Annotated in this window: 11 protein-coding genes and 2 pseudogenes; 7 read left to right on the forward strand and 6 right to left on the reverse strand. The window is 36.8% G+C overall.

The window, feature by feature from the left end:
- The first annotated feature begins 99 nt into the window (after positions 1 to 99).
- The 3 genes from BMY57_RS12200 (at position 100) to BMY57_RS12210 (ending at position 2,500) form a co-directional block, all read left to right on the forward strand.
- Positions 100 to 1,296, forward strand: coding sequence for an ISL3 family transposase (locus tag BMY57_RS12200; RefSeq protein ID WP_091774713.1), 1,197 nt, complete (start codon positions 100 to 102; stop codon positions 1,294 to 1,296).
- 220 nt (positions 1,297 to 1,516) lie between these two features.
- Entirely contained in the window at positions 1,517 to 2,053 is a 537-nt protein-coding gene (locus tag BMY57_RS12205) for a rhomboid family intramembrane serine protease (RefSeq protein WP_501037451.1), read from the forward strand.
- Positions 2,054 to 2,320: 267 nt separating this feature from the next.
- Entirely contained in the window at positions 2,321 to 2,500 is a 180-nt protein-coding gene (locus BMY57_RS12210; protein ID WP_091774717.1) for a hypothetical protein, read from the forward strand.
- 304 nt (positions 2,501 to 2,804) lie between these two features.
- On the opposite strand, the gene BMY57_RS12215 is transcribed toward BMY57_RS12210, so the two are convergent.
- Entirely contained in the window at positions 2,805 to 3,146 is a 342-nt protein-coding gene (locus tag BMY57_RS12215; protein WP_091774719.1) for a DUF3784 domain-containing protein, read from the reverse strand.
- Positions 3,147 to 3,599: 453 nt separating this feature from the next.
- Here BMY57_RS12215 and BMY57_RS12220 point away from each other — a divergent pair, with 453 nt between their 5' ends.
- From BMY57_RS12220 to BMY57_RS12230, 3 genes and pseudogenes are all read left to right on the forward strand, one after another.
- Positions 3,600 to 7,772, forward strand: coding sequence for a S8 family serine peptidase (locus BMY57_RS12220; RefSeq protein WP_091774721.1), 4,173 nt, complete (start codon positions 3,600 to 3,602; stop codon positions 7,770 to 7,772).
- Between the two features lie 51 nt (positions 7,773 to 7,823).
- Positions 7,824 to 8,075 (forward strand): annotated as a pseudogene (locus BMY57_RS12225) (DUF1048 domain-containing protein); the annotation flags it as partial.
- Positions 8,072 to 8,404 (forward strand): DUF1048 domain-containing protein, encoded by a 333-nt coding sequence (locus tag BMY57_RS12230; RefSeq protein ID WP_091774725.1) that lies wholly within the window; start codon positions 8,072 to 8,074, stop codon positions 8,402 to 8,404. The pseudogene BMY57_RS12225 and the gene BMY57_RS12230, both read left to right, overlap by 4 nt.
- Before the next feature lie 164 nt (positions 8,405 to 8,568).
- Here BMY57_RS12230 and BMY57_RS12235 read toward each other — a convergent pair whose 3' ends face one another.
- From BMY57_RS12235 to BMY57_RS12255, 5 genes and pseudogenes are all read right to left on the reverse strand, one after another.
- Positions 8,569 to 10,407, reverse strand: a complete 1,839-nt coding sequence (locus tag BMY57_RS12235) for a Xaa-Pro dipeptidyl-peptidase (protein ID WP_091774727.1) — start codon at positions 10,405 to 10,407, stop codon at positions 8,569 to 8,571.
- Between the two features lie 119 nt (positions 10,408 to 10,526).
- Positions 10,527 to 12,557: a M6 family metalloprotease domain-containing protein gene (locus tag BMY57_RS12240; protein WP_091774729.1), complete on the reverse strand. Its 2,031-nt coding sequence runs from the start codon at positions 12,555 to 12,557 to the stop codon at positions 10,527 to 10,529.
- A 504-nt stretch (positions 12,558 to 13,061) separates the two neighbouring features.
- Positions 13,062 to 13,955, reverse strand: a complete 894-nt coding sequence (locus tag BMY57_RS12245) for a glycine betaine ABC transporter substrate-binding protein (RefSeq protein ID WP_091774730.1) — start codon at positions 13,953 to 13,955, stop codon at positions 13,062 to 13,064.
- A 272-nt stretch (positions 13,956 to 14,227) separates the two neighbouring features.
- The gene (locus BMY57_RS12250; protein WP_091774732.1) at positions 14,228 to 14,815 is read right to left on the reverse strand and encodes a bifunctional transcriptional activator/DNA repair enzyme AdaA; all 588 of its coding nucleotides are present in this window, start codon (positions 14,813 to 14,815) and stop codon (positions 14,228 to 14,230) included.
- Positions 14,799 to 16,084, reverse strand: a pseudogene (locus BMY57_RS12255) (APC family permease). The gene BMY57_RS12250 and the pseudogene BMY57_RS12255 overlap by 17 nt, the downstream one beginning before the upstream one ends.
- Positions 16,085 to 16,347: 263 nt before the next feature.
- On the opposite strand from BMY57_RS12255, the gene BMY57_RS12260 reads away from it, so the two are divergent.
- Positions 16,348 to 16,548 carry a hypothetical protein gene (locus tag BMY57_RS12260; protein ID WP_091774734.1) on the forward strand — a complete coding sequence of 67 codons (201 nt, stop codon included), beginning with the start codon at positions 16,348 to 16,350 and terminating at the stop codon, positions 16,546 to 16,548.
- The last annotated feature ends 4 nt before the right edge of the window (positions 16,549 to 16,552 follow it).

Genomic DNA, 16,552 nt, shown 5'->3' on the forward strand with positions numbered 1-16,552 from the left:
TGATTCTCCACAATGAAATGTGTCAGACATTGAAAAAAGCAGATTCTTCCTTTAACGTTAAAGTTAACCACAACTCAACATAAGAAAGGAAGATCTGCTTTGTATAAACAGTTTACTACAGATATCCTTCAATTAACAAATTTCGTTTTAAATGATGAAGGTGAACCAGTCTCTGATGGTTGGATCTTAGGTGTTGAGCCTAAGGCTCAACAATGTTATGTATGCCCATACTGCTTTGAAAGAAGTACCAATCATGCTCGTGATAAATATCGTGTATTGAAACACGCCTGGGTATCTACTGAAGAAACAATTTACCTTAAGGTGCCAGTGCACCGGCAACGTTGTGAGGACTGTGGCATCACTTGGACAGTCCAATTTCCAGAAATACCTTGTCGTGGCACAGTTACGACACATTTTAAACAAATGATTTCAAGGAAGTGCATCAAGCAATCATTCGCAGATGTTTCACGTGATATGCAGGTACCTGAATCGACAGTAGCTCATTGGTTTTATCAATATGCAGAAGATGTTATGGCTGATCCTGAAAATTATGATGCTCCATCAGCTTTATGTTTGGATGAATTTGCTCATAAAAAAGGACATTCATATAGCATTGCATTAATGGATGCAAATACAGGCCATGTTTGGCAAACTTCACCTGGAAAAGACCGTGAAAAGATCCAGGAGGCTCTTAAGCAATACCCGTTTTCTGCACCAAACGTTGTTTCAACAGACCTTGCACCTGGCATGGCTAAGACAGTCCAGAAGGTTTGGCCTGAAACATCTATTGTGGCAGATAAGTTCCATGTCATTCAACTCTTCACGAAAGCTTTAGAATATGCTCGTAGATTAGATAAAAATTATGCTACGAACCACAAGAAAATTCGTCATCAACGCAGACTTCTTATGACAAAACCTGAAAAATTAAAAGAAGACGAAATTGAAACTTTAAATGATTGGCTATCAGCCAATCCTAAGTTAAGTAAACTCTATCAATTCCTACAAGATTTCAGAGAATTTTACGACCATACAGAATATGACTTGGCTAAACAATGTTTTGAAAATTACTGTCAACACTACTTATTTGATGGTACAGGTCACATCCAGAAGATTGTAAAAACCTTATTACAGTGGAAACAAGAAATATTAAATTACTTTAAATATTCTATAACTAATGCACCTTTAGAAGGCACAAATAATCTAATTAAAACGATTAAACGCCGAAGTTATGGATGCCCAAATTTAGACAACTTTAACTTGCGCATTCGAATGGAATGCAAGCAGCCAACGGCATAAGTAACAGAAATTGTACGTTAAAGGGAGCTATAAGCACATTTTATTGGGGAGATCCATAATATTCTTAAAAATACATAATTTGCTTTGGAGTATTTAAATAATCGAATTAGTTTTAACTTTTTATAATTAAATATAAAGGTGTTGATTTAGTATTTTTTCAATAACTGAAGATTTTAGGTCATTTATTAGAATTTATCCTATAACAATTTCCATAATTCTCATTTCTACTATTTTTGCATTGATTTGCATCATTTATTTTGATGGATATAACGAAAAGAATTTGCTTTTATTAGGAGCTTTGAGTAAGGATCATATTCGAGATGGTGAGGTTTGGCGGTTACTTACCTATGGATTTGGACACATGAGTTTTATTCATTTTTTATTAAACATGCCTATTCTTTTAATACTGTCACGCCCCTTGGAGAAATATTTTGGAAGCAAAATTTATGCTGTAATTTATTCATTTTTAATAGTAATTCCAGGAATATTTGTTGTCTTGTTTTATACCGGACAATATCCTTTAGCTGGTTCCTTAGGTGTAGGGTTCGGATTGTTAGGAATTTATTTATACATGCTTTTGAGATGGAAGTATCATTTAACAACGTATGATAAAAATTTCATCATATTCTTTTTGGTTTTTGCTATGATATTTACTTTCAGTGTACCAGACATAAGTGTTTCTGGACATATAGGTGGTTTGTTTACGGGTTTTATATTGATGTCAATTTATTCAGTAATTAAAAAATTTATACTGTAATGGCAAAATTAAACTATTAAGATTAGTAAATGATTTAACTCATTAATGATTGTCTCTTATACTACACATTAAAGCCAATGTTCCGTGAGACATACCTCTACTTTAATTGTTTTATATTATCTTTTAATATTTAACCAATCCCTTATATGTCTAAAATCAAATGCTTTTTCCACCTTGATTGGTTTGGTACATTATTATATACGAGTGCAAATATAACGATGCCGATAGAGGCTGCTGTTAATAGATGGCGAGGAGGGAAGTAATTAAATGTCTTCAGTAGTTTTTATTAGTATATTAATCGGATTAACTGTAATTGGAATATTTATATGGACATTTGGGAAGCGTTCTGCAAATTCTGATCATGAAACATTTAAATATGCAACTTATTTACTTTTAATAACTCTATTACAATTAGGTTTAGTAATCTATTCGGTTATTATTGAATAAGATATTTATAACCTCGATCACCGGCACTTTTAGCTTTATTGAATAAAATGAAAAATACTTTAAGCATCCATGAGCGTTGCTAATCAACGTTTGTGGGTGTTTTTTATTTGCTGTAAAAGTGTTTGTGTAAAGGGTATTTTCTGTTCATTAATTGTGTATTTATTTTAATAAGGAAAAATGGAGTATGTAAAAATATTTATAATTACGTTTTAAACTTTTTTGAAATGACTAAAGAAAAAGGATGTTCGGATATTCAATTATGGAAACATAATCATATTATTGTTAGTTATATATTTTAGACTTGTTAGGACAATTTCTTATTCTTGAATCTGTTATCTGTATTAACGTTTACGATTGCAAATATAACGATCCCCACAAATAAAACAAGGCCTATGATAAATAATCCGTTCATTTCATATGCCACACTAAGTACCCAAAACACCATACTAAAACTTAAGGCAAACATGATTTTTCCCATGAATTTGCAGAGAGCAATTGTGTCATATTCTTTCTTTTTTTCTGGTGACATTGTATTAAATCCCGCTATTAGTGAGGAACCTTTACCATTGATAAAAACGATTCCCAATATAACTAGCGGTAAAATGCAAGACGCTATTATAATCATTAGAACAATCTTATCTTCCATCACTTATTCCTCCATCCTAATAGTTACTTTTATAATCATTATTATAATATATATTGACATAGATGGGGAACTCAACATTCCACACGATCATCCAAATATCCGAAAAATGTAAAAATAGAAATGTTAGAACCATCCTCTATTACAAATCAACCCAAGTATTTCAAGAAACGTAGCATCCAGGAGTTGAAGAATTTGCGTTTATTCTCCATTTCAATCTAGAAATCTACTTCTAAATCAGAGGATTGGTGTGGTAAGCTCAGTAGGTACTTAAGCTTGAACTATGTTTGTGATTAAACATCTATTTCTAGAGTCGAAAAATTAGAACATATTGCTCATGAAAATAGTCAAATAATGACAAGGTTTTTATGTCGTTTCCTGTAATCTATTACTAATTTGATAGTTTAATAGAATCAAGCTATCTAATTTAATTTTAGATTCAGGGGGAGATTTTTTGTGAAACAGGGCTTACGAGGTATGTTATTTCTTGTTTCGACACTAATGTTAGTCTTAAACACTTTTTTACCACCTGTATCCGTAGCAGATACTTCAAAGAATAGCAATCAAAACAGTTTACAGCAAACATCGACAAACAAAGTTGACAGCAAAGTTAAAGAACAAATGGATACTAGCGAGACATTATCAGTCATCATTATTTTGAATGATCAAATCGACGCTACTAACATAATGAAGCAGGCAAATAACCATGCGAGTGAGAAAAGTGAATTAGGTCTAAACAAAAAACATATGGTGCGTTCTGAAATTTTAACCGAATTAAAGGCAAACGCACATCAAACGCAAGCGCCTTTACTAGAACTACTAGGCCAAGAAAAACAAAAAGGGAAAGTCAAAAATTACAAATCTTTTCATGTAATTAATGCCGTTTCATTCACCGGGGCAAAGGAAGTCGTTGAAAAGATTGCATCCTTTAAGGAAGTCAAACAAATTTATTTAGATGAAGAACGGCATTTGGTAACTGACACTAATGAAACAATACCTTCTAGCGATGGAAATGATGTACAGTGGAATGTCAATCAGGTATTGGCACCGCAAGCATGGGAGTTAGGAATTGATGGTGCGGGTGCCGTTATTGCAAGCATTGATTCAGGAGTACAATGGGATCATCCAGCTTTAAAGGAAAAGTATCGTGGTTATAATGCTGCGAAGGAAACAGTAGATCATCAATATAGCTTTTTTGACGCGGTAAGTGGACAAGCTGAAAGTTATGATGATAATGGACATGGAACCCATGTAACAGGAACAATGGTTGGAAGTGAGCCTGATGGAACGAACAAAATTGGTGTTGCACCTAGGGCAAAATGGATTGCTGCGAAGGCATTTGATGAAAATGGGAGTGGCTCAGATTCTGATATATTAGAAGCTGCAGAGTGGATTATGGCACCTGGGGGTAGAGTGGATATGGCTCCGGATGTCGTCAATAATTCATGGAGTGGTGGACCAGGTATCAATGAGTGGTTTTTAGAGGTTGTTCAGACATGGAGGTCATATGGCATATTCCCAGTATTTGCGGCAGGAAATGCATCGATATTAGATCCAAATGGACCTGGTACTATTGCAAGCCCAGCTAATTATCCAGAATCCTTTGCTGTGGGTGCAGTGGATGATGAAAATGAATTAGCTGATTTCTCGTTCCAAGGACCATCTCCATATGGAGAAATTAAGCCTGAATTAACCGCACCTGGGGTTAATATTCGCTCCACCTTACCAAATGGGGAGTATGGAGATAAGAGTGGGACCTCAATGGCGGCCCCACATATAGCTGGGGCAGTTGCTTTGCTACGCCAAGCTAATGCCAATGTAACAGTAAATGAAATTGAGCAAATATTAATCGAAACAGCTACTCCACTAACTGACCGAGACTTTCCAGAGACACCTAACAACGGCTATGGATATGGGCTTTTAAACGCCTATGATGCTGTGTTGTCTGAGACACAAGGAATGGGAACGATAAAAGGGAATGTAACGATTGAAGGTGAAGATACTGAAGATCCTGTTTATACGCATACTCCTATTTCAGAAATATCTGAGGGATTACCAATCGATTTAACAGTTCAAGCAAGTGATAATGTTAGTGTTGAATCTGTTGAATTAGCGTATAAATTGAATGATGGAGAGTGGAATCATGTTTCTGCTGAACGTATTTCTGGAAATTATTTAGATGGAGAATACCTTGCTACTATTCCGGCCGGTGTAACTGAATCGGGAACGCTAACCTATCAATGGACTATTACCGATTATGCTGGGAATACCGTCATGAGTGAAGAATATATAGTAACAGTATTAGAAAGTTTAACGATTGGATACTTTGAAGATTTTGAAACAGAACCCGCGAACTGGACCATAGTGGGTGAAAATCCTAATTGGGAATGGGGAACTCCAACTTCAGGTCCTAGTGGTGCAGCGTCTGGTGAAAAGGTATATGCAACTAATCTTTCAGGAGATTATTCGAGTGGAATGAGAGAGATGCTTGTTATGCCACCAATCGTTTTGCCTGATGGGGAAGCTTACTTACAATATAATCAATGGTATAGTTTTGAACAGTCGGAATATACAGGTACTGCTTATGATTATGGATATGTCATGGTGTCAACGAATGGGCAAGATTGGACGGAACTTTCAATGGTTAAAGGAGACTCCGAAACTTGGATTGATGCGCAAGTTGATCTTTCTGATTACGCCGGCCAAGGAATTTATATAGCGTTTTATACGTATTCAGATTTTAGTACAGAAAAACCGGGTTGGTATATAGACGATGTTGCTTTAAGCGCAACAAGTAAAGGGGAAAGCGAGAATACAAATTCAGAACCAGCAACAGTTGATACATCGGATTTTGCTAGTATAAATTCTGAATTGGAAGAGGAAAATAGCTTAACACTTTTACCAATTGAAGCACAAGTAAGTGTATTGGAAACAGGTAGATCAGTTGTCACAAACCCTCAAAATGGAAGTTACACTTTACGTCATCCTGCTGGGGAATTTAACGTTGTTGCAGAAAGTTATGGCTACCATTCCCAAACGGAAACGATTGAAATTGTAGATGACGAAGAGGTTACGACGAATTTCACTCTTGAAGAGAAAGCAAGAGGAGCCATCACTGGTGTCATTACAGATGAACTTACAGGAGAACCAGTTGAAGGTGCAAAAGTCTATCTAGTCGAGGATGCTAACATCGAACCAGTTGAAACAAATTCAGATGGTTCCTTTAGCTTAACTGCCTATGAAGGGACGTATACGTTAAAAGTATCAGATCCAATGCATTATCCGAATACGTCGGAAGTGACGGTCGAAGGCGATGAAGAATTTGTTCAAAATATAACTTTATCGCCAATTGTTGGTACATCAGAGACAATTGCTTATGACGATGGTACTGCGGAAGCCCTCAACTATATGTACACTGCTGGAAATGGTTGGGCAGTGAAAATGTCACTAGCAGATGGGAAAAATCGAGCAGTCTTAACAGGAGGATATTATAAATTTGATGGTGGGGATCGTCCGGATCCAGGTGGAACGGAATTTTTAGTCGAAGTATACGACTCAACTGGACCGAATGGTTTACCTGGAGAGAAAATTGCCGGTCCTTTTGAAGCCGAAGCCATCCGCTCAGATACAGATTGGACTTTTATAGATTTAAGTGGTGAGGAAATTATTGTTGAAGATGATTTTTATCTTGCTTATATTCAAAAAGAAGGCTATCCATATACACCTGCTATCAATAGGGATACAAGCTCTGAACCTTCAGAAAGAAACTATTCCTATGTAGATGGAGAATGGAAGCAGACTCCACCTTCAGATGGAAATTACATGATTCGTGCTGTGGTGGCATATGATGAAGCGGTACCGGATATTACTTCCCCTGTAAACAATTTGTACACAGCAGAGGACACGATTACTGTTGAAGGGAAGGCCGAGCCGAATACAGAAATACATCTATATAATAATGAATCAGAAATAGCTGTGGTATCATCTACGGATGATGGTATTTTTAGCGCTGAAATTTCTTTAACCGAAGGACTAAATGTTATTACAGCACGTGCTACACAAGGTAAGAATCTCACACGACCATCCAATCAGGTGGAGGTAATATTAGATACTTTATCTCCAAATGTATCCATTAGCTCACCGCAAGATGGAGAACAGTTTAATACAACATCGGTCACCGTCCAGGCTGAAGTAGAAGAAGAAAATCTGGAGGAAGTTACGATAAATGATTCAGAAGCAACCTTTGTTGACGGTAAGTATGAAGCTGATCTTACCCTTGAACAAGGTGAAAATACTGTTTCCGTCATCGCAAGAGATAAAGCTGGAAATGAAACTACTCAGACTATAACAGTTAATATTGACTCGGTTGCTCCTATCATCACGATAGAATCACCAGAAGATGGTGAAACGACTCACAAGAAATCGATAGAAATAAGAGGACAAGTCTCAGATGCTAATCTAGATTTTCTGCGTGTGAATGGAAAGAATACAAAGGTAAAAAATAATTCATTCCGTACAAATGTGAAACTGGAAGATGGTGAAAACATCATCATGATCCAATCGAAGGATACATTTGGGAATGAAACGTGGGAACAAATAAAAGTTAATTATGAAAATGGAAATAAATAAAGTTCAATTATTGTCGTACGTAAAATAGATACTTTAAAGGACCAATACTGTAAAAGATCTTACAGTAATCTTTGGATTCACGGAGATTTAACTGGTCGTAATTTGATGCCAATACTTGAAAGTACTCTTGAGTTGCTTGAAGTTACCTCAGCAGATGACCAGAGCATCGAAGAAGTACTAGGAGATGATATCAAAGGTTTTTGTGCAGCGCTTGTTGGTGACGAAGGAGCTAAACCTTATAGAGATAAATGGCGTGAGCAACTTAACAAGAATGTAGAAAGAAAATTAGGAGGGCTGAAATGAGTATTAAAAAAATAATCGAAGGTAAAAAAGAATGGAGAGCCCATGTTGCGCGTGTCAAAGAGCTTCCACAAGATTACCAAATCGTCTATAAAGAGATTCAAAAATATCTCTTCAAGGTTGGTCCTGTTGAGCTAAACGAAGGGGTCGGACTACTTTCAGAAATTCTCAGCTTCTTTGAAGAAGGTGTAGCTGCTGGGAAAGGTGTACTTGAAGTCACGGGAACAGACGTTGCAGCCTTCTGTGATGCATTGATTGAAGATTCAAAGACTTACGCAGATCTCTATCAAGAATCGGTCAATCAAAACGTCAATGAGGATCAGAAAAAATAGAAGTACTTTAGGGTGATTCAACAAAGGACTAAATTAACCTCCTGAGTATGAAACTATCATTCATATAAAAAGGAAATAAGAGAAAGAACCAAGTTTCATTTCTATTGCTTATAATTAATTAGGGACTCAATGAAGAGTCCCTTAAATTATGAAAGCTTCAAGTATTAATCTAAAGCATCCTTACCACCAACTATTGGTAAAGTTAAATGGCTTTTCGTTGGAGTGAGTGTTAGTTTTGTTTTTGTTAAAGGGCGTATGGTGTGGTCACGATCACTCGCCATGATGACAACACCTATAGATGAACCTTCATCGAATACATAGTCGTGTGCCTGTAGATCCCACTGAAAAGTATAATTTCTACCAGGTACTAAACTAACGGAGCGATCGGCACCCAAAATATTTTGAGCATCCATCCAACCTCGAGTGACTATAGTATAATCACCGTCTGCTTTATAATCCACTAGATAAGCTGTCAAATTAGAGACTGGTTGATCTAGGTTAGCACGAATACTTACTTCAGCATTACCACTTATTCGAACTGAAGAATCTAAGGTATTTGTTTTATACACAAGTCGATTTTCATGTGTTGTATTAGGGTTCGAGACAAGTGTAGCAGGATTTGTGTTTGGTGCATCAACTAATGATTGTGTGTCATGAGGTAAGTTACGAACAGGTGATGGATTTAATTTACCTGTGCCTTCTTGACCAAGCTGGAAATAAAGTTTCGTTGTTTTGGCCTCTTGGTGTGGCCATTCATTTTCTTTATCCCAAGAACCGTCTTCTCTTTGTATGTCTAAAGCTGGTTCATCCATGATGCCATTATCAATACCATATAACCAATAGTCATACCAACGATGAACAGTTTCCTGATACTCAGAAGTATTTGGGGCACCGTGTCCTCCTTGATGTAAATACAACTTTCTTGGTATATTTTGTTCTGAAAGTGCTTCCCACCATTGTGCGAATTGGTTTGTACGTACGTTCGTGTCATTCAGACCATGTACAACTAGTACACTAGATTGAACATTTTCCACATCGTTTAAATAGTTACGTTCGTCCCAAAAGTCATTATAATCTCCCGTCACTCGGTCTTGATGTTCCACGAGTTCATTAATAACAGGATCGCAAATATCAGCATCATTTCTTGTCATAACAGCGTCTGCTAGAACGCTAGCGTCCTCTCCTTGGTAACCACCTGGTGCTACGACAGCTCCATTAGCTCGATAGTAATCATACCAATTGCTAATAGAAACAACTGGAACAATGGTTTTGAGTCCTTCTACACCAGTTGTAGCTACAGCATTTGCTAATGTGCCGTTATATGATGCGCCAGTCATACCAACGTTTCCAGTTGACCAATCAGCAACAATTTCTTCGCCTTCCTCATTAAAGGCTTTAGCATCACCATTTAACCAATCAACAATTGCTTTTGCTCCTAAAGTTTCGTTTATATCACCAGTTGTCGCACAACCAGTTGAAAAGCCACTTCCTATACTTTCTCCCAAAATAACTGCATAACCTCTTGGAACATAATAGTCCCCTAAACTCCCTAGATTTTGAGTTGATGAAAGTGGTTTACCGTCATATGAACGGCCTTTCCCTTTGCCGTTGTGAGGAACTGGGGTAAGTTCATGATCGACATCAAAAAAAGTAAGTGATCTAAGGCCTGCTCGGTAAGGGCTAACTTCTAGTATAGTAGGGACCTTTATTCCTTCAGCAGTATCGGGTCGCATTACTTGAATCGACACTAGATCATTTTCTCCTGTACCATCACTATCAATCTCTGTTTCTACCCATAGTTGTTCTATGATGGTGTCTTCAATAGGGTAAATTGGAGATGTTTTCCCGTCTTCTAGTTCAATAAAAGTATCGTCAGAATCTGTTTCTGAAACTAAATTATTCAATGGTAAATCAATGTTAGCTGCTTTAGTAGGGAAGCCTGGAGTAATAAGGGTGTATACTAAAGTCAAGCATAGCATAAGACCTAATAGTCTCCTATTCATGACATGTGCCTCCTAATCATAAAAGTGTGAACGATCTTTGTATTAGATCAAATTTTAATAGACTAATAGAGGGAGAACGTCATTTCATACGTTCTCCCAAGTAAATAGTGGCTCTGTGATTATCTACCATTACCTTTTCCAGGGCCAACGCGAACAGAAGCAGTATCAACTTGATCCTCATCAGTTTCAGAGGAGGCTGTGAAAGTAAGTTCACTTGGTTTTAATTGCTTTCCTGGATCAGGTAGTTCTACATATACAGGAACATCCACTGTCTCTCCTGCATCTACTTCAACAAAGTTATTGAGGAGTTTAGTCTCTAAATCAGCTTCAGTAGCTATATCTAAACGGAAGATATCTGTTTCCTCTCCAGTATTTGTGACACTGAAGTTATATTCTGCTATTTTTCCAGGAGCAGCGTGCTTCACTGTGCTTTTTTCTACGCTAATACCTCGTTCATATGGTCCTGAACCATCTAAATGTCTAACAGCTACACGATAAGAAAGAGCACCATCTTCAGCCGTGATCTTATCAAGAATGTAGAAGTGAAGGCGATTATATATATCGACGTATTCATTAACGACTCCTTCAGCAGTACCAGCTTTAAATAGTGAATTAGATAACTGCTGGTAGTCACCTAGAGACATCAATTGTTCTGTTCCATCAGGACGTACGAAGTCGACTTCTTCAATGTCTTCGGGATGAGCATCAATTACCCAAATATTTGGTGAGGCTTCACTATTTTTTGTTTTGGCTAAGAGTACCCCAGCGTCTGTTTGGAAGGAGTCGTGACCTATACGATCGACTACTTCAATAGTATAGTTGTCGTACCAACGTTCTCCACGTTGCATGTCCGCACGGTAATCATCTTCTAAATAGTTTCGAGGGGTGTAATCAACCATTTCAATGTTAAGACCATAGATTCCCTCACGACCGAATTCTTCCCCTGAAGGAATAGAACGTGTCAGGATATCCGCAAAGACAGGTCCAGTATGTTCTAGTTCATCCCGGTCCACATTAATATATTGATCATCAGTTAAATACCCCTGTTTAATTTTGTTACGTAGCATGTGGTGGGAAGGAGAAGAGGCACCCTCATAAGATGGAATAGTCCAACGTGTATGGTTACCACCTGGTCCATTAAATGAGCCACGACTCATTAACTCCCAAGGTCCAGAGTACGTTCTAGAAACAGGGTCAGCATATGGATTATTGTAATTATCATATAGATTCATAATATGGCCAAATTCGTGAGCAAAAACAGCCATACCACTACTTTCTCCTTGCACAGAGATTCCGTCTCTAATGTTTGCTCTTGGCCAAGGTGCCGCAGCTGCCCACCAAGAAGTCCAAGGAACGTAGCGTGTGTTAGCCCAGTTTTCTAGCTCTGGGTGTTGTTCTTTTAAGTAAGCTGGTGGACCGAATTCATCTGGAATATCTTCTGGACGATCAAACATCATTTCACCAAATTGCTGCCATATATCTGATTCACCATAACCAGCGTGAACAATAAACGTAAAATCGTATTCTTCACCTGAAGCATCTAAATCTTCTTGGGCAGCTTCAATTGCGTGGTCCATAATACTATAAGTGTCGTATCCTTCTGGTATATTTTCTTGTTGGCCAAATTCATTCATACCGTATTGCCAGTAGTAATGGTCCATTTCATAGACGCCAAATGATGTGAGGTCAACAGACCATTTTCCGAATGAATTTTCTTTCCAATATCCATCAATTGTCGAGTAATTATTTATTTCTTGGGGTGTGTTTAAATAGTCCTCCCACCATTGGGGTAGATCATCACGAGGAATTTCACCAACACCGACTGGATTACCAGCTGGGTCTGAACCCTCTGGTTGGCTTAAAATAAACTTTTGGTCAGGGAAATCTACAAGAATGATAGCACCTTTAATCTCTAATTCAGGATCTATGAGATCAGAATTATTCCAATCAATTCCGGGGATGGGTCGGTAATCATCCCAGGTCATTTCTCTAGGTAAAACCCAAGACTCATCATCAATCGGATCAGGAAAATCAGTTAATCCTGGGGTGCCTTGGTCTGAGGTGTTCTGTGTTTCAGCAAAAGAAATAGTCGATGAAAAGATAAGAAGTAAACTTAGGAGCAAACTAACTGATATTTTTACAAGTTTCATAGCTTCTCCTCCAATTTTAAGAGTTATACTTTTAAAGAGTGATTCCTTTCTATTAATCTTTTTGAAGTTATGAATTGTACAGTAAGAGAAAGGAGAAAATAAACTGAAATAGTAGTGATTAGCATGAGGGATTTAAAGAGAGATTTCGATAATATTCTAAGTCGTAATAGTAAAGTAGTTTTTTATAGGTTTTTCACCTCCATATAATTTAAGAATAAAAATAAGCTAGGGTTGTTAGACATTTTCTAAGATTTTGTTCTTGAAATTTATAGTAACACAACATTTTATCGAAAATTCATAAAAATGATAATATATTGTAAAAATAAGTCGTTTGTTCTATGTGAACATAAATTTATAGGTAAGAAAGTACCTGTTAATTGAAAAGGTTTTTTCAAAAAATTACCTAATCGGAAAAATGAACTTTTAATGATTTATACAGGTGCTTATCCAATAAATAAGATAAAAAATACCTGATTCCTATATAATAGAAATCAGGTATATAAATTATTCTGTCTTACCAATCCATTCGTTGATTAGTTCTCGATTATCGTCTATCCATTTTTGAGCTCCAGCTTCTTCTGATTCGGCTTCATTTAGCTCTGCCATTAGGCTTCCAAGCTGTTCATCATTTAGCATAAAGTTATCAAACCATTCAACCACTTCAGGGTGGTCTTCTTCTAATCCGTGGCGTGCTGCGTAAGAGATGTTTTCAGAATCACCGTAGATATTTTTGGGTTCATCAAGAATTTTTAAATCCATTTCTGCGAACACCCAGTGTGGCTTCCACAGTGTCACCACAATAGGTTCTTCATTTTTGATGCTATTTTGTAATTCGGCAATCATACTTGGCTCAGCTGAACCGATCAATTCATAATCTAGATCATATTCGGAAATAACTTCTTCCGTTAATCCCATAATACTTGAACCCGGATCAATCCCTATAATTTTGGAATCGAATTTTTCTTGATTTGCTTTTAAATCCTCAATGCTATTTACATCTTCCATATATGAAGGGACAACAAGTGCTAAATCCGTTCCTTCATACCACGTTTCACGCCAATCAATTTCATCTTTATGTTTGTCGTAGAAAGGCTTGTCAGTATTCGGTAGCCAAATTTCCATACCGATGTCTAAGTCTCCATTAGATAATCCTTCATAAAGAATGGCTTTTTCTACTGGTTCTAGAGATACGTCATATCCTTCTTCCTCTAGAATAATTTTCCACATATTTGATACGGCTATATTCTCTGCCCAATTGTTCATACCTATAGAGATGGATCCTTTTTCTTGAGTGCTGCTTTCATCTTCTGAGCCAGATTCTTCGTCTCCACCGCAAGCAGCAAGTAATAATAACATCCCTAATAATAATACAGGGAATAATTTGTTAAAATACTTCATTAAAATCCTCCTAATATATTTTGTGTTAACAGCGCAACTAAGAGAAAAGCATGTTGTTGAAGGTCAAGAACCTGTAGAACATGCGATCATTTTATGTATGGTTCAACTCGAATAATAGTTGCGTTGTATTCTTACGAGGTCTACCGAGCTTATTTTAACATGCTAGAAATAGATTGCAACCTGAAGGATCCGGTTGAGGATTGTGAATAGGGTAATAATACAATACTTTGACCTTAGGAAGAAGGTTCATTTTAGCTTTGTTTCAATCAATCCTAATAAGCCGAATTTTTGACATTTTGAGCCTGAAATAGTCTCGGGGAAAGCCCGGTATTTCGTTTAAAGGCATGATAAAAACTGGATATACTTTGATAACCGACTCGATAACCAACTTCCGTACAGTTTAAGGTAGTCGTTAAAAGAAGCTTTTTTGCTCTTTTAACCCTAACCATTTCCAAATACATACGCGGAGTATTTCCAGTTTTATTTTTGAAGATCCTATTTAAATGATAAGGACTGACTCCTACCATGGATGCTAATTCATCCAAAGATATTTTCTGACCATAATTATTTTCGATGATTTGCATCGTATCTTCTATTACTGATTCGAATGGGTCATAAGTTATGATTGATTTCAAATCGGGGCGACATCTCTTACAGGGACGATATCCCGCTTTTTGAGCTTCAGATGCACCTGAGTAAAAGGAAACATTTTCACGCTTAGGGATCCTAGACTTACAAGAAGGTCGACAAAAAATCCCCGTTGTCTTAACTGCATAAAAAAATAATCCATCGTATGCAGAATTACATGAAATTGCTGCTTTCCACATGACATTTTGAGACAGACTATGTTGGTCCCTCATTAGATTTTAACCCTCCATTATAAGAAAATACTTCTTACTAAAAAACATATAAATTGCATATAAAACCGCCACAATCAACGGAACGATAATATATAACCGAAAAAAAGGAAGCACGAGTAAACACAAAATGAAGGACACAAGTGATGCCCACCATGCCATTGTGTATTTCCTAAATAATTTTATGCCTGCTGCCATTGATAGAATATAAACTAGAATCCCAAGTGAAGTGGGTATAAATAAAATGTCGTCAAACGTTAATGAAAAAGCATTTGTCATTAAAACACCTGCAACCGAAAAACAAATAACAAACAAAACCATCAGTCTTGGGATTTGAGTGGTTTCATGCAGTCTCAAAAAGAGATTTGGAAAAGCTTCATCCCTACTCAATGAATATCCTAATTGCGTTAGACTGGCTACAAATGCATTCGATGTCCCTGTACAAATAATGAACGCTAAAGTAGCTGTGACGACTTTTGCACCTATACCAAATGTATCTCCCATTATAACACCAATAGGAGACAGGTTACTTTCTTGACTGCCATAAGTAGCTGTCCCAATAGTAACGAAGCTTAAGACTAAAAATAATAATCCAATGACAACGGCACTAATAATTGTTCCTTTGACTAGATCTTTTTCTGGTCTTTTAAATTGCAAAGCCAAATTACAAATGGCCTCCCAACCGAAAAAAGACCAAAAGATAACTGTCGCAGCACTTCCGAGAGAAAACCAGCCATTTGGGATAAAAGGAGTAAAATTACTCCATTGGACTCTTGGAAGTGACACCATTATAGTTACCAATAAAAGAACTAGTAATAAAGAACTTAAAATCAATGCAACTTTACCACTAATATTGACTCCGTAATAATTGGAAAGGCCTGCCATTACTAAAATAAAGACGGCAAAGACAGTTGTTTCAACATGAGAAAATCCAAATGCCTGACTGATGTAAAAAGCCCCGGTTAAGGATACAATTGTTTGACCGACTGCTGCTGTGACGAAGTAAAACCACCCAACAATATTGCCAAGGTGATATCCAAAAGAACTCCTAACAAAGGTTGCGGCTCCACCGGCATCCGGATATTTTCGTGCCAAACTAGCAAAGGAATAAGCAAGCGGAAAGCTGATTAATCCAACAATAAGCCAAGATATGATGGATGCAGGACCTGCTATTGAGGCCGTCACACCCGATAAAAACAAGACACCTGACCCTAGAATAGCTGCAATGTATAAAGCAATTCCTTGATATAACCCAATAGATTTATTATTCATGGTAACTCCCCCTTTTATAGGAAATAGTGTACTAGTGATGGCGGTGATAATTCTTCTTATTTTTTGCGGTTTAATTCGTTTTTTTCAATAGTTGAAGAAGGAGCAGTTTTGTTACGTTAGAACATCCAATAGTAATGGTCAACTACTTTTGGAAAAAGTTAGGGATATTGTATAATTAGGAAAATTCAAATATTATTTTATTGCACCATATATAAATTGAGGTAGTTTCATAGAAAATATACACAGTCGAAAGGAAGTTGGTTATGAAACGTCTGATCGAGTTGGTTGGACAAATCAAATGGAAGACAATTATCTTGTACATTGTGACCATAAGCTTATTATTTGTAATCATTGCAACGTTGTTATTCGGGGTATTATTGTTGATGGACAAATATGATGATAGATACATAGAAGAATCAGAGGAAATAGTAGGTTATCAATTAGTTAAACGCACCTCTTTCTAGACTA

It is taken from the genome of Piscibacillus halophilus (assembly GCF_900110685.1).
GTDB classification, from domain to species: Bacteria; Bacillota; Bacilli; order Bacillales; family Alkalibacillaceae; genus Piscibacillus; species Piscibacillus halophilus.

Coding starts and splice junctions, on each gene's coding strand:
- BMY57_RS12210 (WP_091774717.1), top strand. CDS start 2,321: ATGTCTTCAGTAGTTTTTATTAGTATATTAATCGGATTAACTGTAATT.
- BMY57_RS12245 (WP_091774730.1), bottom strand. CDS start 13,955: ATGAAGTATTTTAACAAATTATTCCCTGTATTATTATTAGGGATGTTA.
- BMY57_RS12230 (WP_091774725.1), top strand. CDS start 8,072: ATGAGTATTAAAAAAATAATCGAAGGTAAAAAAGAATGGAGAGCCCAT.
- BMY57_RS12250 (WP_091774732.1), bottom strand. CDS start 14,815: ATGAGGGACCAACATAGTCTGTCTCAAAATGTCATGTGGAAAGCAGCA.
- BMY57_RS12240 (WP_091774729.1), bottom strand. CDS start 12,557: ATGAAACTTGTAAAAATATCAGTTAGTTTGCTCCTAAGTTTACTTCTT.
- BMY57_RS12235 (WP_091774727.1), bottom strand. CDS start 10,407: ATGAATAGGAGACTATTAGGTCTTATGCTATGCTTGACTTTAGTATAC.
- BMY57_RS12260 (WP_091774734.1), top strand. CDS start 16,348: ATGAAACGTCTGATCGAGTTGGTTGGACAAATCAAATGGAAGACAATT.
- BMY57_RS12215 (WP_091774719.1), bottom strand. CDS start 3,146: ATGGAAGATAAGATTGTTCTAATGATTATAATAGCGTCTTGCATTTTA.